This is a genomic window from Candidatus Hydrogenedentota bacterium (assembly GCA_019695095.1).
GTDB lineage: Bacteria > Hydrogenedentota > Hydrogenedentia > Hydrogenedentales > SLHB01 > JAIBAQ01.
This window is the reverse complement of sequence record JAIBAQ010000018.1, coordinates 1-22,307: the sequence shown is the minus strand read 5'-3', so window position 1 is coordinate 22,307 and position 22,307 is coordinate 1. Positions and strand designations below refer to the sequence as shown.

Here is a 22,307-nt window from a genome sequence, read left to right as displayed (position 1 = left end):
CATCTGCGGTTGGCCCCTTGGTCCTGTGCATCGCCATGGGTTCAGATTCCCGCTGTCGGAACATTAACGCTCGCCAAATGGATTGAACCTTCACTCAGCATCCGTCTTGCGCCCCAGAGATTGAGGTGTGTTTACGTGTCTGCGATTGAAACGCATAGAGGGACGGTGACGTGTGTGAGCAAGGTCGTTGCGGTTCATGGAGTATACACCGAACGACGAGAAGCACTGCACAGTCTATTGTTTGTCAGGCCCACCAAGTACAATAATGCGTTCTAGCGGGTGAGAATGATGATGAATAGGAAAAAGAATAGACAGGTGGTGTCCGGGGAAACACGCCGGAAGCACGTGACAATCACGGACGTGGCACGTCACGTGGGGTATTCGCCGACGGCGATTTCGTTTGTACTCAATAAGCATCCGATGGCGGAGCGAATTGCCGATGCGACGAAGCAACGCATCCTGGCCGCGGTTGAGGAGCTCGGCTACGTACCAAATACGTACGCAAGGCTGCTGCGGCAGTCGGATGTCAGCAAGATCGTCATAATATGCACCGACATTTCGGACCCTTTCTGCGCCCAAGTCGTTCAAGGAATTATGTTGCGGCTCAATAAGACGAATGCCTTTTATCAATTGGCAGATATTCAGAACAGTGTAACCGCGCTTGAAAGTACGCTACTCACGTTAAGCAGCAATCAGGTTGACGGGGCGATTGCGATACTAAATACAATCTCCTGTGACTGGGGGCGGCTCGTGAGTCTTCTGAACGAGAACACGATGTTCGTCTCCATTGGACGGATCGTGCCGGGTACCGACTTCCCCTCGGTTACGATGGACAATGGCGAGGGAGTCCGGCTGGCATTGGACCACCTCTACTCATTGGGTCATCGGGAAATTGCGTGCATATTTGGTCCGCCCGAGATTGAAGATGCGGTAATCCGCCGCGCCCGTACGCTCGAAAACTTCGAGCGCCTTGGCTTGGCTTGCCCAAACAGACTGACCGACGACGTGACGGACGTTCCTGTGACGTCGGACACGGGCGTTAGGGCCATTCAACGTATTCTGGCGTGCGGTCTTCCCTTCACCGCCGTCCTGACCTTTGACGACTACTCAGCGTACGGAGTAATTCAAGAACTTGTGCGACAGGGCTATCGTGTCCCGGAAGATATCTCGGTGGTAGGGTTTGACGACATATTTCTCTCGCGAGCCTACAACCCCGCCCTCACCACCATTCGCCATCCGATGACCGAGATTGGGACGGCGGGTGCGGAACTGTTGCTGGAATCGCTTGCCCGACGCAAGAAGGGCGTGCTTGACTCAACTCCTGCCAGTCTCGTTCTCAAGCCGGAGCTGGTTGTGCGTGAGAGTACCGCGCGCCCGCACAAGTGACTTGCAGGCGTTCGTATTGGATCATCTCAGCGTACACACGGCAAACGCGGGACAAAATGAAATGCTGCGGCGGTGCCTTTCTCGAGATAAACACACTTGCCCAGGTGAGCCGTCCTCGGAAAGCTCAAGGATAACGGTCCTTCCGCAGCAGACCAAAGCCAACACAATAAGCCTTCACGCCCACACCCCAATGACCTATGCACTTCTCCCTCGCTTACCAGTCCCGTCTACTTGTTTGCAGGCCCCTCGAGCACCTTGATTCGCTCAATGGCGTTATCCAGAGCGGGGTCATTTGGCACGGCTCTGTTATAGACTTTGATGCTGTCGCAAATCGCACGCTGCATCAGTTCAAAAGACGCTCTGCTCTTGGGCGACGCCGTCTTCTCAAGCTCGGACAACGTCTTCTTGATCGCTTTCATTCTTGGTAGAGCTTCCGTTCGCGTCGACTCAAGGGTCTTGATCACAGCACTAATGTTATCGAGCGACACCTTGCGTTCGTCGCCCACGGGCAGCGCAGAGATGCGATCAAGCTCCGCCGCCAGCGTGTGCGACTCATTGTAGTCCATGGGGCTACGGAACTCATTATTGGCCAGCGTAATGTACTGGCGCAGGTAGAGCATATCCTCCGCGACGGACCGCGGCACTTCACCCGTAAAGAAGCGTCGGTGGACACGACCGGTCATATCGTCCCAGGTCTGCCCCGGCTCCCAGCATGCTTCGCGGAACACCAATGCGGTGATGACTTCGGGGATCGCATCGACGGGATAGGGAACATCGTTGATATACCAGTCATTACTCGCAAAACCGATTTCCCAAGCGTTGGAGTATCCCAGGTAACCTTGCTCGGCGGCGATGCGCGCATGATCGAGCACGTTTTGAAGGTTCGGCCAGTACGGCTTGTCCCAATGCAGGGCGTTTCGCGAAAAGAACGGCACCGGCTTCATTTCGTTACGCGGCCCGGGCAATTGAAAGGCCTCCCAGACGACCATCCACTGGATACGCGGATCCTTGATCTCGCGGATGCGCTCGAAGTACATCGGGTCGTTAGTATGCGGGAATGTAGTGCCAGGTTTATCCAGGTGCTCGATCAGCCAGACCAGCGACAAATTGGGGTTCTTTGCCCAAGCCCCTTTAGCCAACGTCACCAGATAGTCGATCTCCGCCTGTCCATAGACACGGGACTCATAGCTGTCTAGGCGTTTCTGGCATGCGTCGCACTTGCATATGCCGCCCTCGTCGCGCGGCTCAATCCAGAGACCATCGGCCTCGGGAAACGTGTCAAGCCATTCCAGGGCATACCCTGTCATAAAGGTGCGCGAACCCGGCGCGCTTGGGCACAGCCCGGATGTTCCTTTCGCTTGGAGATCCGGGTGGGTCGACGCAAAGCCGTCCACACCGTGCCAAAAGAACCCGCCGCCGCCGACAAGAAATCTCATGCCGCGTTGGTGCGCGAACGCGATGAGCTCGTTGATGTCGGCAACCGATAACTTGGACGTGGTAATGGTGAAGGTCTCGGGATACCCCTTCGATGGGTACATGCCGGCTACCCACCAATGAACTTGGTTAATGCCGTTGTCCGCCATGCGGTCGATGATATGTTTCCAATGGTCTAGGGTGTACAGCGGGAGTTGGCCGTACTGAGGCAGCAAATACGGGCCTCGCACTTCGAGAGCCGGACTGCGCACCAAGTTCACCTCCCGCACGACCGCGTCCCATTTAGGGGGCACAAGATCAAGCAGGAAATCCCTGGTGTAAATCGCGCCATGAAAGACACCCGCGTCGGTCTTCCCAGAAATCGCCAGGAACTGAGCTTTTCCACTTTGCAGCGTGGCAATTGCGAAACCTTCGCGCCCCAGGAGAGCCACGTCCCGCAGGCAACCCGATACTTGACTGTTTGAGTCTTTGAGAGGCGGGAGACCCTCGGGCGTGCCCAGCAAAATGAAGTTGCCCTCCAGTTCCGCCGACATCTCAGACCAAGGCCTCACGGCTAACCTCGCGCCGCAATAGGTGGCTACCCATTCTACGAGTTTGTCCGCAGCCAATCGTTCCAGCGGTGTCGCTTTATCACTGACCACAATCTGGGCCAGCGGATTATGGTGCGCCGTCAGAGTCATGACCACTGGAGCGCTACCCGGCGGCAACTCCTCCGCGCTAGCGTTAGGTGCCGTCATTAAAACGAAGAAGCCTATGAACAGAGCCGCAAACTTTCCGTCGATTTTCAAATTCATGCCATGTTTCCTTCTTAGATCGGCGCGTCTCTTAAGGCTTTTTCAATGCAATTCAACCGTACATGATGCAAGAGCCGGTCGGTAGAAGTTGAATTGCACGTTAGGGTGCAACGCGAGTAGTGACATCGGCACTGCGGCGCTCGCCATGCGCTCGGCTACCATGAGGGTCGTCAATCGCATACCGAACGGAGTGTCGTGCGTGCCCGCGTGCCAGATGGAGACTTTCTCCGCTTGCCAAGTCTGCACGGGGCCGACGGTTACGGCTCGATCCGGGACAAGCGCGAGATGCCCGTTACCCGAAGTTCGTGCGTTTTGGATTAACGTAAGCGGATGAAGCTCGACTACGCGCGTGTTTAGCGCGAGGAACTCCTCCGGCGTCGGCACTCGCTCGGCGTAAGCACCCTCGCGACGCAGTGGATCATTGAAGGCCCAGTGCTTGGTTTCGCCCTGTCCTCCCTGCATCACCGCGCACCGCGCGTGCTCCCAACTCTTGATGTACTCCGCAGGATTGGCCTTGGGAAAGTGGATGTGCTCCTTCGGCATCGCCAATTCGGGCCGGATGCGATTGAAGCAAAGCTCCATGTCCGCCCGCGCAAAAGACAGCGGGTGGGTAATCGGAACCTCGCGCCCGCCCAGTACCCACTCGTCCATCCCCCAGAAGTGCGCATGCTTCAGTGATAACCCGAGTTCATTGACCAGCATAGCGACCAGAGGAAGTTGCTCGGTTGGACCAATAGGACCGCATATACCCACAGGATTGTCCGCCGAGCTCTGCCGCCAGGCATTGACGTATTCCATCGCTTCCGCCAGGTAAAATTCCTCAAGAGTGTCGTAAAATACGATGCGAAACCCCTCGCGCGACATCCCCGCGAGGTCCTCGGCGGACAGTTTTGCCGCGTCGTTAAGCAGTTCCTCGTTCAGAGTCGTGTAGTCCCACCAACCGGGAGCGATCTTGCTTATACGGTTGTGTGCGACGGGGCGGATTGGCTTTTCGTTCATGGCACCCGATACCTTCCTAGTTATTGCTGGCTGCGGTCACTCTTCGCTGCGGACTCCCTATCGCATAGCGACGTCGCGTAGGGTTCAACGCCAATCCAAGATCCCTGCCTTGCGGCGGAATCGTGAACAAGGTGAAGCAAACGGATGGTCTCGGCGGCGGAAGACCCGGAAGCTTCGTCGGGCGCCTCCCGACGCGCGACGCACCGCGCAAAGTAGCTGCATTCGGCGCGATACCCGTTCACTTCCGAGGACAGGTCTATCGCACTCCTCACATTCTCGTCATACTCTACAAGCGTGGGCTTCTGCTGGATGTCGTATTCCAACATTCCGCTCTCGAACAGTGCCCTGTATTTCATACGGAAAGGCACCGACCTCGGCATTTCGTAGCTTGCAAACGCGGTTACCGTGTACGGGGCATCGAACACCAGCGTTGTGAACACATCCGTGTACGCCTTATGGTCGCGTGTTCGCCCGCAGCAGGAAATTGCTCGTGGAAGCCCCAGAACATCCCTTGCGAAGTCGATATCGTGAACATGCAGGTCAAACAGCGCGCCACCGGACGCTTCCAGATTGCGAAACCAGTCTCCATCACTCCAGCCGGGCATTGGCGAGTAGCGCTCCATCGCCAAGTGCATCAGTGCACCCAGCCGACCACTGCGGATAGTGTCGCGCAAATAGATATACTCCGGCCAGAAGCGGATCACCTGCGCGACCATCAGAGGCACGCCTGCCGAATCCGCCTCGGCCACAAGCGCTCGGGCCCTTCGAAAATCGAGGTCGATGGGCTTCTCGCACAAGACCGGTGTTTGCTGCGCAATGGCGGCGCGGAGCAGCGACGCATGACTGGGCGTCGGTGTGCAAATATCGAGCGCGTGAATGCCCGCCTCGAACAGGGCGTCCAAACTGGTCTCGATGGCAACTATCTTGGAGTACTCGGCGGCCAATGATTTCGCTTGCGGCACGGTGTGCCGCAGCGTCAGCAGATGAATCTCCTCGACTTCGGGGATCTGCTGATAGGCTTGGCAGTGCGCTCGTCCCATAAACCCCGCGCCAACGACCCCTATTCTAAGCATGTAGCGGCCCTCATAATTGCGTCACCTCGACCAACTCCTTGAGCGTAGCGACGGTCAGCGCTTCTGCGCCCCTGGCGAAGGCGGCGGGATGACCATAGAACTTGAAAGCGTAGGCGACCTCATATCCGCCTTCATCCATCGCCTCGTCCGTCGGCAAGTAACCCACTATCGGCGAGGCATAACCGACGAGCGCGACGCAAAGCTCGGGGAAGGTCTCCTGTATAGCCAGTGCGGTCTCGGCAAAGACCTCGGCAGCGACGAAACACAGAACCACGTGTCCAATCCGCAGTACCTTGACGTCTAGCGGACACGTCCGGGCCTGGTTGCCTTCGGCCACTCCAATCTGCTCAGCGGTCCAATTGCGCAAGACACCCGCAATGTATCGCAGCATGAGCGGGTCGGGCTCCCGGCCCACTTCAACGTTCAAAATGTTAGAGAGTTCCTGCAATTCTCGCTGCGGCCCATGACCGGTCTCGGCGATCTGTTTCATGCCTTCGCCCATGGCGATGAGCTCGGAGAGGGGCAGTCCGGCCGCATAGGGAAGCGCAATACTTCGACCTGCAAGTCGGAATGGGGCCGGGTTTACCGGCGGCGACCATGCCGGTTGCTCCAATTCTTCCATGATTGACGATACGTTGCCCAGCATCTGCTCAACGCTCATGTCGCCTAACGGCGGATTGATGTTGCCGCAGCTTCCCTGAAGAAACATATAAGGATATCCATGCTTCGCGCTCAGTTGGCGACATAACTCGCCGGGGAAGTCTCCGGTGACACAATTTCCGCAGACGGTGCAGGGATGGGCGGCCCAGTGAACCAGACCCGCGACGGGAAGGCCATCCTCAGTCTCGAAGCGAAGAAGAAGCATGCGGGGCAACACAGGGCCGGCCTTGCGAACCGGCGTGCTTGGCTGTTCGGTCATGACTACGCGACCGTCGTCGAGAACGCGTCGCCGGTTGTAGGAATGTCCAGACAGCTCGATTTTCGCTACGCGCGCTTGGGCAAGGACGCACTGCGCACTGGCTTGCGCGGCAACGGAAGCAACGGCTTCACTGAGTTGGGCGATGTAGTCGGCCTCGATGACACCACAGCCCATCAGCTTCACCGCCGCCGGTGCACTGTGCGTGTGTGTGCAGCAAAACACCCTCTTCGCGCGCGGAACATCGAGCCCATCGACAGCGTCCAGGACCTCGTGCAGCCTCTCAGTCACCTCGGGCCCCAGCGCAAGCAGATCGAACGACAGAATGAGTACCCGCTCTTCCTTCTCTGCGACTATGAGCGCGTGCAGTCTCAGCGGATCGTGGATTTCCGCAAACGGCAGGTTCCGACGCGCGGCAAAACCGCACAGCGTCAACGCGCGACGTGGAGTGATATCGACTTGCGCACAACCGACGTTCATACGATTCTCACCTCCGCGAAGTCATCAGACGAAGGTATTTTTGAGGAGTTCACTCCGATTCTCCCAGACTTTCTCATATGCGCGCACAATGTCGAGCGTGTCCTCGTTAGTCCCGGAAAGCATGTCGTGAGTGATCCACATGCTCTCGGTGTGGCAGGCCCGCTCCGTAACCGGGCACTTCTCACGGTACTGGAGGAAGTCAGCTACGGGCGCGTTGCGGCCGAACTGATAGATCGACTCGGGACTGTTGAAGTCCATGCTCTGGAATAGAGGGTTTTCATACAATGGGAACGAGTACCCGCCAAAAACAGGCACACCCTCAGCAGCCAAAGCCGCGAGTACGAGACTCTTGGAAAGACCCTCCCACTTCTCCGGCAAGTAGCGAAGACAGAGGACGTAGTACACATCCTGCTCGGCCTCGGGATGCTGGCGCACGGGAAGGATCCCCGGCACCTCGGCGAGCCCCTTGCGCAGAACCTTCGCGTTGCGGCGACGTACCTCGTTTTGCGCGGGCAATTTCTCCAACTGAGACAGGAGCAGCGCGCCTTGCATCTCCGTCATTCGGTAATGCCACCCCAAACGGAAATGCTCGTACCATTTTCCCGTCCTGGTGCGCCCATAGTGACGCAGAGACCACGATGCGTCCGCCAACTCGGGGTCGTTTGTCGTGATCATGCCGCCTTCGCCGCACGTGAGCAATTTTGACTGCTGTAAACTGAAAATGCCGATGTCGCCCAGAGTCCCCGCAAACCGACCACCGCGCAACGATGCCCCGTGCGCATGCGCGGCATCCTCGATCACATGTAAGCCATGCTTGCGGGCGATGGTGTTGATGCTGTCAATGTCGCAAATGCATCCGCCGAAATGCACTGGGATGATCGCGCGCGTACGCGACGTGATGGCGCTTTCGATGCGGTCAGCGTCCAGGTTATAAGTCTCGGGGTCGATATCAACGTAAACCGGTATAGCTCCCGCATTGAGGATACACGTCGTCGTTGCAATAAATGTGTAGGGCGTGGTAATGACTTCATCGCCGGGCTTCAGGCCGAGTGCGCGGCACGCGATTTCGAGGCAGGCCGATCCGCTCGCCGTCGCATAGGCAAACTTTGCGTTGTGCATCTCCGCAAAGCGCCTTTCCCCCATCATGACACGCGAGGTGCCTTGGACCGTGCCCGCGAATTCGTCCGTCCCGTAGCTGTACATCCACCAGTTCCCGCTACGGACCACCTCCAGCACACTCTCCTCGTCTTCGCGGGAAACTTCGGGCCAACGTGGATAGGGAATCTGGCGAACCGGCTCGCCTCCATATAGAGCGAGCTTTCTCATCGGTTGATCCCTTTCTCTTCCACCCACGCGCGCAGTGCAGTTAGAAGTTCATCCGTCGTGATGTCGTACCCGAGGAAATGGACGCCTTGCGAACCGCCCGCGAGAGCCGCTTCGGCCAAGGGCGCTATCTCCTCCGGTCGCGTGCTTCCGTAGAAGCGCATACCGGTCACGATCTTTGTCCGCCCGCCCGCAGCGGCGACCGCACGCTGAGTCTCGAAACGTACAACGTCTGGTTCGTAGTGAACAATGCAGTAGATTTCATCCAGTACATCCGCATACTTCTTGTAACTCTGGATCGTCATCCAAGAGCGCGGCGATGTCATGTCATGGCCGAAGTGCGAGGGCGGCACGAAGGCGGCCTGAAGTCCGGCCTTGGGTTTGCAGGATTTCAACGCGCGCCGAATCTCGCCGACAAAGCTCACCGCCGTCTCAAAGCGGAATTGCAGAAGCTGGTAAACCAGCGGTTCCTCAAGCAGCAAAAGCGGTACTTCGGTGTCCCCCATCACTTTTGTGCCTTGGGCAGCCATGATATGTGAAGGAATGCTCAACGACTGGTTCGCAATCTCGATCGCCTTCAGCCGAATCTCTTCGAGGTCCACGTTCCTCTCTGCTGCGGCTGCTTTGCAGTGCTCACAGAAACACGCACTGCCGACAGTGCGCAGGGGCGCATCGAAAATGCCGCTAAACGCGCACTGTTCCAGCATGATCTGCGGGATCTTGTCCAGCATGAGATTGTCGAATGCATAGCGGGAGGCAAGGTCACGGACCATGGCGAGACGGTAAGCGCGCACATCCGGATTGTTGTAGCACATGAACAGACGATCTGCTGAACCGTAGAGGTTCTTCACCGCGATTTCAGGCATCTCCTGAACCAACCGCTCCCCCGCACAGACAGGGATGAGCGGATTGAACGCTAAGCCTTCGGCGTGCAAGGCCTTGCCCATCTCAGCCACCCAGTCTCTGCCCGCGAAGTCCTTGCTAAGGCCCGGTCTGATCGAGCAGTCGGCATAGAACGAAAGGTCAGGCTCGAAACAGATCCGGTCCGTCTCCAGCGAGTAGATCGCTTTGCTAGGATAACGTCGTTGGAGCAACCGATACCCGTGATACAAGCTTGTAAAAAAGAGGAGTCCCGTAGCACCGACCTTCTTCAGGTTTGCTGCGGTTTGGGCTGGACTCTCACCGTGGGCGGTTGGTCCAAACATCGACAGAACGACATCCATGACTATCTCCTCAATTCATTATTTCTGCAAACGCATTACTTGCCGTTGCAAAAGGGGGTCCGCCGCTACTGCCCTACTGGCAAAGCTTCCGGCGCATTTATCACGGGCTTTTCCGCGGACGGTTTTGGTGCGCCACGCTGCTCCTTAAGCTGATTTATCCATCCGGCGAGTCGTTCATCTTCGAACTGGGCTTGTTTGATGTTCTCTCGAGAATCCTGAATCAATTTCAGCATGCCCCGCGCCGTACTCTTCGTTTTCAAGGTACCTTGCGATTGAGCCTTGGTGACATTGCCTTCGATGCGCGTCAGCAGAGGCAAACCATCATTCACGATACCGGCAATTTGCGTAAGCTCCGCCAGAAACTGCTCCGACTGCGCATCGAACTCCGATTTCTTCAGTTGTTCCGCAGCCACGACCGCAAGCACGGGGGGCTTCAAGGTCTCCCCAATATAATTAACCAAAGGCTGGGAGTACTTCGTAATCGTTTTGCCATTCGTTACGACCCAGTCGCGTAGCACAAAGAGGTCCTTGGCCAATTCCTTGGATGCATCGACACCGAAGAAGCGCTGCTGCGCGCGTTGTTCCAGATTGGACGCAGCCAGGATGGGCTCCCAAGTGAGTTCGCGAAACGCGAATCCTGTGGCGGCGTACGGTAAGACGTCCGTCGGATAGGGGATCTCCTGGCAATAGTAGTCGGCCGTCGCGTAGCCCGGCTCGAACGCCGGTGAATATCCGGCGTAGCCCGAACGGGCAATCTTTTCGGATACTTGCACTATCTCGCCCAGCAGCCTCGAGTAAAACGGATCCCAGTGGGTCATCTTGCTCGAGAAGTAAGAACCCGGCAAACGCTCGCCCGTAGGACCAGGGAATTCCCAACTCCCGCGCACATCAAGGAATTCGAAACGCGGGTCACGCATCTCGGAAATAGCCTTGTAGAAAGCAACGTCTCTTTCATGTTCTTTATAGCCGACGTTTACACAAATGTTGACCTTGGGATGCTCTTGCCAAAGGTCGCGCGTGAATTCATGGATAAAGCTAATCTCATACTGCCCATACATCTTCGAACCGAACGTATCGATGTCCTTATTGCAGTACTCGCACATGCATTGACCGTGCTCGTCGCGTAATTCAAAGAAGAAACCGTCGGCTTCAGGCAGCGCCTCGATCATTTCCGTAAAGTATTCTTTGTGCCGCTGGCGCACCTCCGGAATAGCCGGGCACAGACCTCCCGCGCCGGTCGCCGTTCCATTGTTGGGTAGGCCTTCGCCCAAGTAATAAGCCGTGGACCAGGCAAACACGCCGCTGCCCAGATAGAACTTTAAGCCAAAGTCATGGGCTGCCTGCATCACCTCACGGATCTGAGCGACGGTGCGGATGTTGGTCCCTGTCGAGGCATCACGGTCAAATGTCCACGGGAACTTCTGACTGGGAAACATGCCTGACACCCAAAAATAGACGCGGTCCATACCGTCGCGGGCAAAAGACTCGAAGACACGGCGCCAGTCCTCGGGGGAGTATTTGGACACGACGCCGTACATGGAGAGACAGTAAACACCGCGCATGGCCATTTGCGGGCTTCGCAAGATCGGCGCGGGCATAAGCCAAACCGCCGTGCCGCGACCGTCGATGCACATATCTCGCAGCCATATCGCGCCGTTGTACACACCGCGCGGTGTCTTCCCTACCACTACCAATTGGGAAGCATCGCCGTTCTTCGATGGAACACACGCAAAACCGTGCTCATCGGCTCCATTCACACGCAGGGCTTCGGGATAAAGCTGCTCGAAGTCCGGTCGCCATTCGCGAATCGCTTTGAGCGTTCCTAAAACGACGCAGGCACCGCCGGGAAGGTCTTTAGACGTTGGTAAGACACGCACCCGGTTCAGGCCGGTACCCACCCACTCCCGAATAGGCGCGTCAATGGCATCTGCGGCACGGTCAAGGATGTCACCTGACTGTCCTCCCAGGACCACAACCGAGGACACGACTTTGCCTTGTTCAATAAGCATAAACGAGTCCTTCGGCTGCCCCATGTCCGCGGCGAACGCCGCGACGGACATATACAAAGCGGACAGCCTAATGGCTAACCCCGAAACCAACCGCCAGACTGCGGCAACGTGCTGTCGTGTCATCCCTCGATTCCCCATCCCCAGTTGGCGACCAGCTGGTCAAAACCTATTCTTTGGTGTCTCCAAATGTCCGCTGCTCAAGCACACTCATGTAACGCCCAAACATTCGCCAGAAAACAAGCATCAAAACGAGCCCAACTGCACCGATCTTCAGGGCAAACATGAACTTTCCGACAAACAGATTCGAGAGGACAAAAACTGCCGCCGCCGCCCATGCGGTTCCAAGCACTGCAATCCCGAATCCCTTAATAATCAAACTGCGGTGGGCGTGTTCATCCGGAATACCAAGTTTCTTTCGGATAGGCCCCCACCATCCGAGGGGTTGCGCGCGGCGATAGAATTCCATGAGGATCTTCTCGTCCTGAGGCGGCGTCAGCAGTGTTACGCTGACCCACAGCAAGGTCGTGAGGGCCATGGCAGCCAGAATCGCGTACCACTCTGTGATTGTTCCCCACCCATTCTTCTCAAAGGTCGGAGCGACGACAAACCGTATGAGGACGAAGATTACCGGGCCTCCAAACGAAGCAGACAGGCGGCTGTAACCGTTAAATCGCCACCACCACCACTGTCCCCAGTTAGCCGCGTATTCGGCCGCGCTCAGGCCTACGAGGAATATGGCAATCGTGATGATGCTGGAACCTTTGTAGGCAACGAACACGGACAACGCACAAATGGCAACCACGAATATGCGCCCAACGCGAACATAGTGATTCTCGGTCCCTTTTCGGTGGATGAACCTGCGATACAGGTCGCTTGTCGCGACCTGCGAACCGAAATTGTAGTTTGCGCTCAACGTGGACATCAGTGCGGCCATCAGCGCAGCAACCGCCAGTCCGAGAAAAGCGGGCGGCAAATACGTCTGGAGCAACAGGCCATATACGGTCTCGCGCACGCTGCGGGTGGCTGTATGCAGTTCGGGCCACTTGGCAATGGCTACAAGACCGGGTAGCGTTATCGTAACGAGTAGAAGCCATAAAACGCACTCGGTCCAGACAAACATCTTGGCGGAGTCGCGGTATGTTCGGCACGAGAATACCCGCTGTCCTTCCATGGCGCTTCCCATCGGTGCCACGTCGCCTCCATAGCCAATTCCCGTCCCCAGAAACAGAATCAAAATCGCTGCCATCCCAAGTTCGGGGTGGTCAAACGGTGGTAGGCTGCCTGTCACATCCGGACCGGCCGCCTGGGTAAGCTTGGCCAGCAGCTCCGCTGGCCCGCCGATTTGCACTAGCCCGAATACGCACAGCGCGATTCCGGAGAAAATCATCACGGTCGTGTGAAGAATGTCCGTCGCCACGACCCCCAAGTACCCCGACATAAGCACGTAGACCAGTACCATTGGGATTACGATCGCGAAGGTCTCTGTTTTGTCCCACCCGAAGACCGGTTCGGTGACCTTACTCATTCCAAGCAGTCCAGTTCCCGACCAGGCCACCACAGCGATGAATGCGCTGCGAAATGCGATCCAACCCCGGACTGCGGACCCCGCCCTGCCAGGAAAGCGAAGCTCATAGAACTCGGGAGCGGTGAACAGGTTCAGTTTTCGCCAGAATATTGCAAAGAGGGTACCGGCAATCATGAATGCCAGCCCGAACCGAGCGATGTAAAACCAGCCAATGAAAAGACCCGTGCCGACGGTCCATGCGATATAAGCGGGGGCCACGTCGGAGTTCATGCACGCCGCCGCGTAGGAAAATCCGTTGGCCCAGCCCGGCAGCCGGCGGCCTCCAAGAAAGTAGCCTTCCATGTTCTTGGCCGAGTAACGCTTGAGAATATACCCCAGCACCAACACCGCAGCCATATAGGCCACGATAACGGCAATATCGACCGCTTCTGCCTTGCCCGTTGCCTGCATACCCCCATCCTCTATCTGTGCTGTCCTCACGCACCTCGCAGAGTTCCTGAAAAAGAAAGCTTCTCGGGCCAACAAAAGACTACCCAAGACGTCTGCCTGCGATTTTGCGCCTCGCATGAGGACCTATTCACTGTGCGTTAAAAGGTTTTATCAGTTTAAATTGTCGCTTGTCAAGCACCAAATCGACCGACATGTACACACTTCTCATCCCGTCGCCGTTTCAGTAACTTAAGCCCCGGCTGCTTCCCGTCCTCCCTAGGTCGAATCCTTTTTCCATCTAATTGCCCATAGGGAGTGCCTTGAAGCGAGTATCAATTACCACCACCAACGAATCCGGGTTTATGCGAATCAGCCCAGCATCAAATAACGTAAGCAAGTCCGAACGCATAAGGAGTCCGTTGTCGAGTTCATTTATGCCGAACCCAGCGTGCGGCAAGATATGAACAGCCTCAAGAACCTCGGAAGGCCCATGCTTGGAGATTACGCACCGATTGCCATAGGCGACCAGTAGGTTCCTTCTGAAAGCTGCCTGTCCCCGGCGACCCCTGGCGGCAAACTCTTGGAGTTCCTCAGGGCATCATTTGCAGCATCTTCAAAGTCGACCTAGGTGGTTTTGGGAGAGTCCAGTGCTGTATTTCGCACAAGCTCAGTAAGCCGCTGGGGCCTATTAGGCGTAATCAGAGAATTCGATTACTACATTAGTTTGAGAATTCTACGGTCTAAAGAGATAGGGTTCTTCTTCAACCAGTCTTTACAGACCTCTTCTTTGGAGGTAAGGCATCTATATTGAATCACCCCACGCACCTGAAAAGCCCTGCCAGACCAATCCTCTCCACGCCACAGGACTCTTGGGGCTTCGTCTTTTTCCAACGCCTCAGCACGACTCGTCAGTTCACCAAGACCCACGATCCCAGATACTGCCATCTGCAAACCTGTCGCCTTCCGTATAACAACGTGGCCTCCAGGCATCATCTTCTCCACAAGATGCTATTGCCGAACTGTTGAGACAATAGTCGAACATTGCCGAAAGTAAGTATCAATGTCGAACGTGTCGAGATTGGCTTGAATTATCCAGCGTTTCATCTCTTGCATTCTGATGGTTCTTGATTCGATGAAGACTGAGCTGTTTAGGAAGATACGTATACCATCGAGCCTGGTCTTTAGGCGAATGAGACGGAGCAATGCTGACACTGTGAGGCTCACTTGGCAGCGAGATGAACGTACAGACTTAACTGGAATTCGATACAAGGTAAGGCCCGATGTGTGGTGTGGACTGGAGAAGGAATCCATCGAGTCGGGCATATGGCGGGCTTACGACGTCAAAATCACCGTAAATTTGATTTCAGTGAGAAACCTATAAGCATTCTGGAATGAATGCATAAGAATGGTCGGGGCGACTGGATTTGAACCATCGGCCCCCTGAAGCAAAAGCAGGTGATACAGTCGCACAAGTAGTTGAACCGAAAGACGTTACACAACCGAATTCCTGCGATTACACCGGAGATTACACCAACGCACCGGGAAACGTCGAATCAAACCGGCTCGAAGTGCTTGCGGCGGCGCTCCGCAGTCTGACTGCGGATGAACGAAACGCACTGATACACATGCTTGGGGAGTATCCCGCGCCCAGCGGTGGGAATGCGGATACCAATACATCCGAAACGGGACCATGAGGGTAGGGGGATCGGATTCTCCCAAAGCCATGCAATGGACCGACGCGCAAATGCGGAACACGAGGGCGAGGGTTAGAGTTTCCTTGGTTCTCGGTCTGCTATGGAAAACATGCTTCATGGATGACCGGCGAATCGCCAAATCTCAATTCATGCTGCATTAGTTCTTGCAGACCACAACAGTACCGATATAGTCTCTCAGCGGGGACTAGGTAGCGCAACCGAAAGCGGCGACCTTGGCCGTTGTCCCCGCTTCATTCAAGGGCAAACTAAAGGGGTTTGCATGCATGTCTTATTCCGAATTCCTGCATTCCGTGAAGTGCCTTGCCAAACGCATGAGAGAAGAGCAGCCATTCGACAAGCTGGACCCGCTCATACGGCAAATCGAAGAAATGGCAAGATCACTGGGGTTGCCTGTCCCATTGATCGTAGAGAAGGAGATACACTTCGGGGAGAAGAAGCCGTCCAAAGCGGGGGTACCCTGCGGCATATTCACTGAGGCACATGTATATGACTCAGCACTGAAGAAAACGGAGCGGCACGAAGTCGATAAGATGTACTTTTGGCATAACAGCTATCGAGAATCGCACCCTGCCGCAATAGCGAAAGAACTTGGTAATTCGAGCTTTCAAAATGCGGTGCGCCATCTCATCTATCGAGAAGCGGAGATTGCTGAAGTCGAAGCGGAGATTGCTGAAGTCGAAGGGGATCAGCGGGTGATACATGATAAGGGCATGAGTCCGGAGCATATGGAGGCCCGAAATGTGGTAGCAAACCGGCTCGAAGAATATCTTGAACTATGCAAAAGAACCCCGCTTACTGAAGCCCTACCACCTACATCTAAGAAGCGCAAACCGGGAAGAAAGCCGCTTTCCCCTGAACAGGCCAGTCTCTACATGAAGATTGTCAATCTTCGCAAGGAAGGATATTCATACGACAACATAGTCGATACTCTGAACGCGGACAAAAGCCGGGGAGCGATAAAGGTATCAAAGGATACTGTTGGAAAGGCTATCGATTGGGGTAGAAAGCAACAGAGGAAAAAGCAAGCACAGCACTAGGCACGCTCGCCGTTTTGGTATCGTGTCAAGTACTTTCAATTTATCCGTGACGCGAGACCAAACCATACAAAAGCTGGCATTAGAGACACTTGCTGTGCAAGCACTCGGATAAATCATAACGGAAGAATCTTTGAGAAATTATCTGTCTGAATCGCATCGATGATCTGTGTACGGCAAGCATAGGGCTTGCCGACAGATTGGAGAATCAGCAGATGCGAATCGAACAGACAGACCCATCTCCCAGGCTCCTAGACGTGCGCGGCGTGGCCGCGCTGCTCGACTGCTCCCCGCGCCACATTTACCGAATGTCCGATGCCGGACGCATGCCCGCGCCGATACGCATTGGCGCGCTCGTACGGTGGCAACGCGCCGCCATTGACGCATGGCTCGCCGACGGGTGCCCGCCGATGCGCGTACCGAAAGGCGGTGCCCGATGACAACAATGGAACGGCAAGACGCGGCAGAAGGCGAACGACTGAAGCACGAAGAATTCGAGTTGCTTTCGGTCACCCGCGAATACTACATCCGGCGAGGGCGGCGGGCGTTGCTTCGGCATTTGATGCTCACCGGGCAAGCCACGGCGGACGTGGTACGGGATGCGGTATCCCTTCCGCCCGATATTGACCCTGTTCTCTTCGGGGCTGTCCCCAATGCGCTGGCACGGGCGGGGATTATCCGCCGTATTGGGTTTGCCCCTTCGACCCGGCGACAGCGACACGGGGCACATATGGCCGTCTGGGAGCTGGCAGACCATGACGCCGCGGCGCGCTGGCTGCGGGACTTCCCAGAACCAGCGCACCCCGACGCGGCCCCCAAAGCCGACAGCAAGGAATCCCAGATATGAACACGCCAAAATCGTTGACCGAAATCCTGCAAGGGCACCGCGAAGACATACAGCGCGCTTGGGACACAACCGAAGCGGCTCAGGACTTTGCGCCGTTGCCCGCGGGCACCTACATTTGCCGAATCGTATCGGGCGAACTGTTTGAATCGAAGAACGGGAAACCCGGCTACAAGCTGACATTCCGCGTACTCGAAGGTGAATACGCGGGGCGGATGATCTGGCATGACGTGTGGCTCACCCCGCATGCCTTGCCAATGGCAAAGCGCGACTTGGCGCGGTTGGGCGTTTCGGCGCTCGTGCAATTGGAGCGACCGCTACCGCAGGGCATGCGCACCGCGGTAAAGCTGGCACTGCGGCGCGACGATGACGGCACCGAACGAAACCGGGTGCGCTCGTTTGAAGTGCTAGGGATCGATGCGCCGGACGTGGACCCCTTCGCACCGCAGGACACCCAGGCGGTACAAGACGGCAACACCAGCGCGCCGGGGGCACCTGTTCAAGCAAACCTGATACCGCCGGACCCGGCAAGAGCGGTGTCACGCTATGAGTAACGAAACCTACCGTTATGGGTTTCGCATTCTCGGACCGTGCAGCGGCGAGCGGCGCTTGGTTGACGCCGCCGCTTTCGGCGGCTACGCACAATGCGACCCAAGAGCAGAAATACACCGCGAAGCGTACCTATCCGCGTTTCAATTCGGCGGTGAATTCGCAGAACAATTGCGCCGCACCGGCACCACCAAGGGCTACAGCGGGACGTGCTGGACGGCATGGCTTTGGTTCGACATTGACCGCGACAGCGATTTACCGCGGGCGCTGGATGACACCCGGCGGCTTGTGGTGCGATTGACCGGGCACTATGGCATGACGCCGGAATCCCTGCTCGTGTTTTTCAGCGGGGCAAAGGGCTTTCATGTGGGCATACCTTCGGCGCTCTGGACGCCGGAACCCGGCACGGACTTTCACACGGTGGCGCGCCGCATGTGCGAAGCAATTGCGGATTCCGCGGGCGTGGTGATTGACAGCGCCGTCTATGACCGGGTGCGGGCCTTTCGCGCACCGAATTCACTACACCCGCGGACGGGACTGCACAAGCGCCACATAGACGCAGACGCGGTGCTTGCGCTGTCTGCTTCGGCGGTGCTCGATATGGCGCGGTTGCCGGAACCCTTCGAGATGCCCGCGCCGGACGCGGGCACATTCTCGTTTGCGCTGGCCGGTGAATGGGAAGCGGCACGCAATCAGGTATCCGCCAATTCAGAGCGGACCAAGCAACGCCGGAACACGCCGGACGGCGCACAAAGATTGAACCGGGCAACCCTTGAATTCATTCGGGACGGCGCGGCGAATGGCGAGCGGCATATCCGGCTGTATAGCGCCGCGGCAAACCTGCGGGAATTCAATTGCCCGGTGGCGCTGGCACACGCACTGCTCACGGAAAGCGCGCTTGATTCGGGGATGACACCCACCGAAGTGCGCCGCCAAATCGAATGCGGTTTGAATGGGGGTGCGGCATGAGCACGGCGAACTACTGCACGGCATTGGACGCGCTCGAATTGTGGCGCGATGACGTGTTGACCGGGGCACCGCCGGTGCTTTACCCCGTTGGCCGCGGCGAACTGGAACGAATCGAGATTGGGCCGGGCCTTGTCACGTTGCTGGGCGGCGCGCCCGGTGCGGGCAAGACGGCGCTTGCCATGCAATTCGTGATTGACGGTTTACGGCTAACGCCGGGGTTGCGTGCGCTCGTGTGCAATATCGAGATGCGCCCGGCGGCACTGCTTGACCGGCAATTGGCGCGGCTATCGGGAATCGACCTTACCACGATCCGATACCGGCGCTTCGGACCCGAACACGCGGACCGGCTCGACCAGGCGATCAACACGCTGGCGGCGCTGGCGGACCGGCTTTGCTTTGTACGTCCCCCATTCGACTTGGGAAACGCCGCGGCTTCTGCGGACGCATTCGGGGCTAACCTGCTCGTGCTTGATTACATTCAGCGAATCGCGCCGCCCGGCGACCATGCGGACAAGCGCGGCTCTGTAGACGCCACCATGAACTACCTGCGGCAATTCGCGGACGCGGGCGTTGCGGTGCTCGTGATTTCGGCGGTTGGACGCGGGAAAGACAGACAAGGCCGAAGCAGCTATGACGCGGACGCGCTCAGTCTTGCATCGTTCCGCGAATCAAGCGAGTTGGAATTCGGCGCGGACTCTGCATACATCATTGCGCCGGACGGCGGGCACGATGACGCCGGGGTAACACTTCGGCACCTTAAAGACCGGCACGGCGAATTGCGGGACTTTCACTTACGCTTTGACCGCAAGCGTCAATCTCTCACGATTGACGCCATGCCGGAGACGAAAGCGAAGCGGACCGCGCTGCAATCGACCCTGCGAAACATGTGGGCACCGGCGGGAAATGAGGAATCGGAACCATGAAGGGCGCGCCAATTCTCGAAGGGGCGGACGTGCTGGAACCGCTCGAAGCAAACCCGCCACCGAAGAGCAACTCGAAGGCAATACGCCACACCGGGAACCGCTTCGCGGTGCTGAATACGTTTGTTGACTTCGCGCTTGCTACAGTGGAACGTACAGACGCCGCGGTGTGGCTCGTGCTATACCGAGATACCCGCCGGGATGGTATTGCGCGGACAAGTAAGACTGCGATTGCCCGGCGCGCCGGTGTCGGCATTCGCACGGTTGCGCGGTCCGTCAAACGGCTCGAAGCAAGCGGACTGCTTCGAGTGGTGCGGCGTGGTGGCCTCAACCGTGGACCTTCGGCATACCGCGTCCAAGGGGTGCCGAATGAATAGTCTGCATTGGACTGAAACCCCTTTTTTCTTGGAACCTTCGATAGAGGGCACGGCGCAATTCATGCGCGTCCGGTTCAAGGTGATATTGTCTTGTCTCGCACACACCGGGATAGGGGGTGCAAATCTCTACAGAGCAGACCGCCGACAGCGCGACAAAGCAAACAACACATGAAACCAAGAATGATAATTGATTATCAAGTAGCACTGGTGCCATATCGTGGCACAAGCACTGGTGCCAAACCGCGCCATTTACCGGTGCCAATAGGTGGCACATATCCCATAAGGGACCATAAGGCGGGTGCGCAATCAGCGGCGCTCACGCGCCTTGCGCACCCGCTACAGAACAGTGTTGACTCTGGAACACCCGGCGGAGATAATTATCACATGACAAAGAAACGAGTACAGAGCATTACAGAGACACTCAGGGCGGCAATCGTCGAATCGGGCGTATCGCACCGAGCGATTGAAACTGCAACCGGCGTACAGCGGGCGTCTATCATGCGATTCGTGCGGGGCACGCAATCACTACGGCTCGATATTGCGGACCGCCTGGCGGAATTCTTCGGCATTGAATGCCGCAGGAAAGGCGAATAGGACAATGGGCAGTATCTACCGGCGACGATTCACGCGCCCGTTACCCGACGGTGCCCGAATCGAAAGAACGAAGAATAGAGCGGTTGCCGTGTGGACCGATACCGCGGGAAAGACCCGGCGGCAAACCGCAAAGCAGATAAAGGGCGGCGAATGGCGGCTCGTTTATGAGTCTGCATTCTGGTTTGCGAAATTCCGCGGGCCGGACGGGGTGCTCGTGGAACGTCCCACCGGCTGCAAGACGCTGGACGCGGCGCGCTCCGTGCTTGCGGACCTTGAACGAGAAGCAGAGCGGCAACGCATTGGGGCGGTGTCACCACAAGAACGGGTAATGATCGAACATGGCAAGCGCCCGCTACAGGACCACATTGACGATTACGTTGCGGCGCTCAGGGCGCGGGGCGTCACCGGCAATCACGCGGATGAGCGGGCGCGCTATCTGGGCTTCATGAAAGACGGGTGCGGCTGGAACATTCTGAGGGATGTGAACCGGGCCGACTTCGAGAAATGGATCGGACACCTTCGCAGTGAAAACACCGGGGCGCGGGCGCTAAACGTGCGGCTTGCTTCGGGCAAGGCATTCTGTAACTGGCTCGTGCAAACAAACCGACTGACACAGAACCCGCTTATTGGTATTCGAGCGGCTAATGAAAAGGCGGACCGGCGGCGGGAACGGCGCGCTCTTACGCTCGAAGAATTGGCGGCATTGATTGACGCCGCGGAAAAGCGCCCGCTTGACCGGCGCGAAAACGGGAACCGTGGGAAAGAACCGGCAGAACTGTCCGAGCGCACCCGCGGCGTTTACGCGGCGAAAGGCAAAGAGCGGGCAACCGTATACCGCGTACTTGCGTTTACAGGGTTGCGGTTTGGCGAATTACGGAGCATTACAGTTGGACAAGTGCGGCTCGAAGCGAATCCGCCGCTTATCGTCTTGCACGCGGCGGATGAAAAAGCCCGGCGCGGCGCTCAGATTCCGCTAAGGAAAGAGCTTGTTGCGGCATTACGGGAACACCTTGCCGACAAGCTGAAAGCGGCACAGCGGGGCGCACAGGAAGCGGGCAAGCCTATTCCGCTGGCGCTTTCACCAGCAACGCCGATATTCGACCTTCCGCGCTCTATGAAGAAGGCATTTGACTTGGACTTGGTGGCGGCGGGACTGGCAACCCGCGACAAGGAAAAGCGAATTCACAAGCGCGATATGCACGGGCGCACATTGGACATTCACTGCTTGCGCCACACCTACGCAACCATGCTTGCGCAAGCGGGCGTACCGCTCCAACAGACGCAACGCCTAATGCGGCACAGCGACCCCAAGCTAACCGCGGGCGTCTATACGCACCTTACCGTGTTAGACGGCGCGGCGGCGGTGGCGAAATTGCCGGGCCTACCCGCACCTGAAAAGCGGCAAGAATCACTGGCTGCGCAAGCCAATTCGATTACACCACCGATTACACTAACCACAGGCAATTGTGGTGTAATCGAAGCAATTCCAGACCATTCCGCTACACAAAAGCAGAACAGCGAACAAAACAGGCGCACATGCAGATCGGCCAATAAATACGCGGGTTTTAGGGGGATACAGGGATTTGATAAATGGTCGGGGCGACTGGATTTGAACCAGCGGCCCCCTGCTCCCAAAGCAGGTGCGCTACCGGGCTGCGCCACGCCCCGACACGAGGATGGTTAGTTTAGCACATTGAGGATTGACGGGCCAACT

Annotated in this window: 18 protein-coding genes, 1 tRNA gene and 1 pseudogene; 10 read left to right on the top strand and 10 right to left on the bottom strand. The window is 57.2% G+C overall.

Annotation, left to right across the window (positions count from 1 at the left end):
* Nucleotides 1–345 precede the first annotated feature (345 nt).
* Nucleotides 346–1,386 (top strand): LacI family transcriptional regulator, encoded by a 1,041-nt coding sequence (locus K1Y02_05135; protein MBX7255722.1) that lies wholly within the window; start codon nucleotides 346–348, stop codon nucleotides 1,384–1,386.
* 227 nt (nucleotides 1,387–1,613) lie between these two features.
* Here the strand turns inward: K1Y02_05135 and K1Y02_05130 are convergent, their stop codons facing one another.
* The 9 genes from K1Y02_05130 to K1Y02_05090 form a co-directional block, all read right to left on the bottom strand.
* On the bottom strand, nucleotides 1,614–3,614 hold the full coding sequence (locus K1Y02_05130) for a hypothetical protein (GenBank protein ID MBX7255721.1): 2,001 nt from the start codon (nucleotides 3,612–3,614) through the stop codon (nucleotides 1,614–1,616).
* Nucleotides 3,615–3,656: 42 nt separating this feature from the next.
* Nucleotides 3,657–4,613, bottom strand: a complete 957-nt coding sequence (locus K1Y02_05125) for a glucosamine-6-phosphate isomerase (GenBank protein MBX7255720.1) — start codon at nucleotides 4,611–4,613, stop codon at nucleotides 3,657–3,659.
* A gap of 20 nt (nucleotides 4,614–4,633) precedes the next feature.
* On the bottom strand, nucleotides 4,634–5,686 hold the full coding sequence (locus tag K1Y02_05120) for a Gfo/Idh/MocA family oxidoreductase (protein ID MBX7255719.1): 1,053 nt from the start codon (nucleotides 5,684–5,686) through the stop codon (nucleotides 4,634–4,636).
* 10 nt (nucleotides 5,687–5,696) lie between these two features.
* Nucleotides 5,697–7,082 carry a hypothetical protein gene (locus tag K1Y02_05115; GenBank protein MBX7255718.1) on the bottom strand — a complete coding sequence of 462 codons (1,386 nt, stop codon included), beginning with the start codon at nucleotides 7,080–7,082 and terminating at the stop codon, nucleotides 5,697–5,699.
* A gap of 24 nt (nucleotides 7,083–7,106) precedes the next feature.
* On the bottom strand, nucleotides 7,107–8,408 hold the full coding sequence (locus K1Y02_05110; protein ID MBX7255717.1) for a DegT/DnrJ/EryC1/StrS family aminotransferase: 1,302 nt from the start codon (nucleotides 8,406–8,408) through the stop codon (nucleotides 7,107–7,109).
* Nucleotides 8,405–9,628: a hypothetical protein gene (locus tag K1Y02_05105; GenBank protein MBX7255716.1), complete on the bottom strand. Its 1,224-nt coding sequence runs from the start codon at nucleotides 9,626–9,628 to the stop codon at nucleotides 8,405–8,407. Before K1Y02_05105 ends, K1Y02_05110 begins: the two co-directional genes overlap by 4 nt.
* Before the next feature lie 65 nt (nucleotides 9,629–9,693).
* Nucleotides 9,694–11,760: a hypothetical protein gene (locus K1Y02_05100; GenBank protein ID MBX7255715.1), complete on the bottom strand. Its 2,067-nt coding sequence runs from the start codon at nucleotides 11,758–11,760 to the stop codon at nucleotides 9,694–9,696.
* A 43-nt stretch (nucleotides 11,761–11,803) separates the two neighbouring features.
* Nucleotides 11,804–13,612 carry a hypothetical protein gene (locus K1Y02_05095; protein ID MBX7255714.1) on the bottom strand — a complete coding sequence of 603 codons (1,809 nt, stop codon included), beginning with the start codon at nucleotides 13,610–13,612 and terminating at the stop codon, nucleotides 11,804–11,806.
* A gap of 277 nt (nucleotides 13,613–13,889) precedes the next feature.
* Nucleotides 13,890–14,120, bottom strand: a complete 231-nt coding sequence (locus tag K1Y02_05090) for an HNH endonuclease (GenBank protein ID MBX7255713.1) — start codon at nucleotides 14,118–14,120, stop codon at nucleotides 13,890–13,892.
* Between the two features lie 1,449 nt (nucleotides 14,121–15,569).
* Here K1Y02_05090 and K1Y02_05085 point away from each other — a divergent pair.
* The 9 genes and pseudogenes from K1Y02_05085 (at nucleotide 15,570) to K1Y02_05045 (ending at nucleotide 21,935) form a co-directional block, all read left to right on the top strand.
* Complete coding sequence (locus tag K1Y02_05085; protein ID MBX7255712.1) at nucleotides 15,570–16,343, top strand: hypothetical protein; 774 nt, start codon at nucleotides 15,570–15,572, stop codon at nucleotides 16,341–16,343.
* 212 nt (nucleotides 16,344–16,555) lie between these two features.
* Entirely contained in the window at nucleotides 16,556–16,780 is a 225-nt protein-coding gene (locus K1Y02_05080; protein ID MBX7255711.1) for a helix-turn-helix domain-containing protein, read from the top strand.
* The gene (locus K1Y02_05075) at nucleotides 16,777–17,187 is read left to right on the top strand and encodes a hypothetical protein (GenBank protein MBX7255710.1); all 411 of its coding nucleotides are present in this window, start codon (nucleotides 16,777–16,779) and stop codon (nucleotides 17,185–17,187) included. Before K1Y02_05080 ends, K1Y02_05075 begins: the two co-directional genes overlap by 4 nt.
* Complete coding sequence (locus tag K1Y02_05070) at nucleotides 17,184–17,738, top strand: DUF669 domain-containing protein (protein ID MBX7255709.1); 555 nt, start codon at nucleotides 17,184–17,186, stop codon at nucleotides 17,736–17,738. Before K1Y02_05075 ends, K1Y02_05070 begins: the two co-directional genes overlap by 4 nt.
* Nucleotides 17,731–18,702, top strand: a complete 972-nt coding sequence (locus tag K1Y02_05065) for a DNA primase (protein ID MBX7255708.1) — start codon at nucleotides 17,731–17,733, stop codon at nucleotides 18,700–18,702. Before K1Y02_05070 ends, K1Y02_05065 begins: the two co-directional genes overlap by 8 nt.
* Nucleotides 18,699–19,625 (top strand): AAA family ATPase, encoded by a 927-nt coding sequence (locus K1Y02_05060; protein ID MBX7255707.1) that lies wholly within the window; start codon nucleotides 18,699–18,701, stop codon nucleotides 19,623–19,625. Before K1Y02_05065 ends, K1Y02_05060 begins: the two co-directional genes overlap by 4 nt.
* A gap of 107 nt (nucleotides 19,626–19,732) precedes the next feature.
* The gene (locus K1Y02_05055; protein MBX7255706.1) at nucleotides 19,733–19,999 is read left to right on the top strand and encodes a helix-turn-helix domain-containing protein; all 267 of its coding nucleotides are present in this window, start codon (nucleotides 19,733–19,735) and stop codon (nucleotides 19,997–19,999) included.
* 384 nt (nucleotides 20,000–20,383) lie between these two features.
* Nucleotides 20,384–20,593 (top strand): hypothetical protein, encoded by a 210-nt coding sequence (locus K1Y02_05050; protein MBX7255705.1) that lies wholly within the window; start codon nucleotides 20,384–20,386, stop codon nucleotides 20,591–20,593.
* Nucleotides 20,594–20,597: 4 nt separating this feature from the next.
* Nucleotides 20,598–21,935 (top strand): annotated as a pseudogene (locus tag K1Y02_05045) (site-specific integrase).
* A 249-nt stretch (nucleotides 21,936–22,184) separates the two neighbouring features.
* Here the strand turns inward: K1Y02_05045 and K1Y02_05040 are convergent.
* Nucleotides 22,185–22,261: transfer RNA gene (locus K1Y02_05040), tRNA-Pro, on the bottom strand.
* Nucleotides 22,262–22,307 lie beyond the last annotated feature (46 nt).

Bases quoted from the DNA above. Each gene is read 5' to 3' on its own strand.
- K1Y02_05120 (MBX7255719.1), bottom strand. From the start codon at position 5,686: ATGCTTAGAATAGGGGTCGTTGGCGCGGGGTTTATGGGACGAGCGCAC.
- K1Y02_05105 (MBX7255716.1), bottom strand. From the start codon at position 9,628: ATGGATGTCGTTCTGTCGATGTTTGGACCAACCGCCCACGGTGAGAGT.
- K1Y02_05070 (MBX7255709.1), top strand. From the start codon at position 17,184: ATGAACACGCCAAAATCGTTGACCGAAATCCTGCAAGGGCACCGCGAA.
- K1Y02_05060 (MBX7255707.1), top strand. From the start codon at position 18,699: ATGAGCACGGCGAACTACTGCACGGCATTGGACGCGCTCGAATTGTGG.
- K1Y02_05110 (MBX7255717.1), bottom strand. From the start codon at position 8,408: ATGAGAAAGCTCGCTCTATATGGAGGCGAGCCGGTTCGCCAGATTCCC.
- K1Y02_05100 (MBX7255715.1), bottom strand. From the start codon at position 11,760: ATGACACGACAGCACGTTGCCGCAGTCTGGCGGTTGGTTTCGGGGTTA.
- K1Y02_05115 (MBX7255718.1), bottom strand. From the start codon at position 7,082: ATGAACGTCGGTTGTGCGCAAGTCGATATCACTCCACGTCGCGCGTTG.
- K1Y02_05050 (MBX7255705.1), top strand. From the start codon at position 20,384: ATGACAAAGAAACGAGTACAGAGCATTACAGAGACACTCAGGGCGGCA.
- K1Y02_05095 (MBX7255714.1), bottom strand. From the start codon at position 13,612: ATGCAGGCAACGGGCAAGGCAGAAGCGGTCGATATTGCCGTTATCGTG.
- K1Y02_05080 (MBX7255711.1), top strand. From the start codon at position 16,556: ATGCGAATCGAACAGACAGACCCATCTCCCAGGCTCCTAGACGTGCGC.
- K1Y02_05125 (MBX7255720.1), bottom strand. From the start codon at position 4,613: ATGAACGAAAAGCCAATCCGCCCCGTCGCACACAACCGTATAAGCAAG.
- K1Y02_05085 (MBX7255712.1), top strand. From the start codon at position 15,570: ATGTCTTATTCCGAATTCCTGCATTCCGTGAAGTGCCTTGCCAAACGC.
- K1Y02_05130 (MBX7255721.1), bottom strand. From the start codon at position 3,614: ATGAATTTGAAAATCGACGGAAAGTTTGCGGCTCTGTTCATAGGCTTC.
- K1Y02_05065 (MBX7255708.1), top strand. From the start codon at position 17,731: ATGAGTAACGAAACCTACCGTTATGGGTTTCGCATTCTCGGACCGTGC.
- K1Y02_05075 (MBX7255710.1), top strand. From the start codon at position 16,777: ATGACAACAATGGAACGGCAAGACGCGGCAGAAGGCGAACGACTGAAG.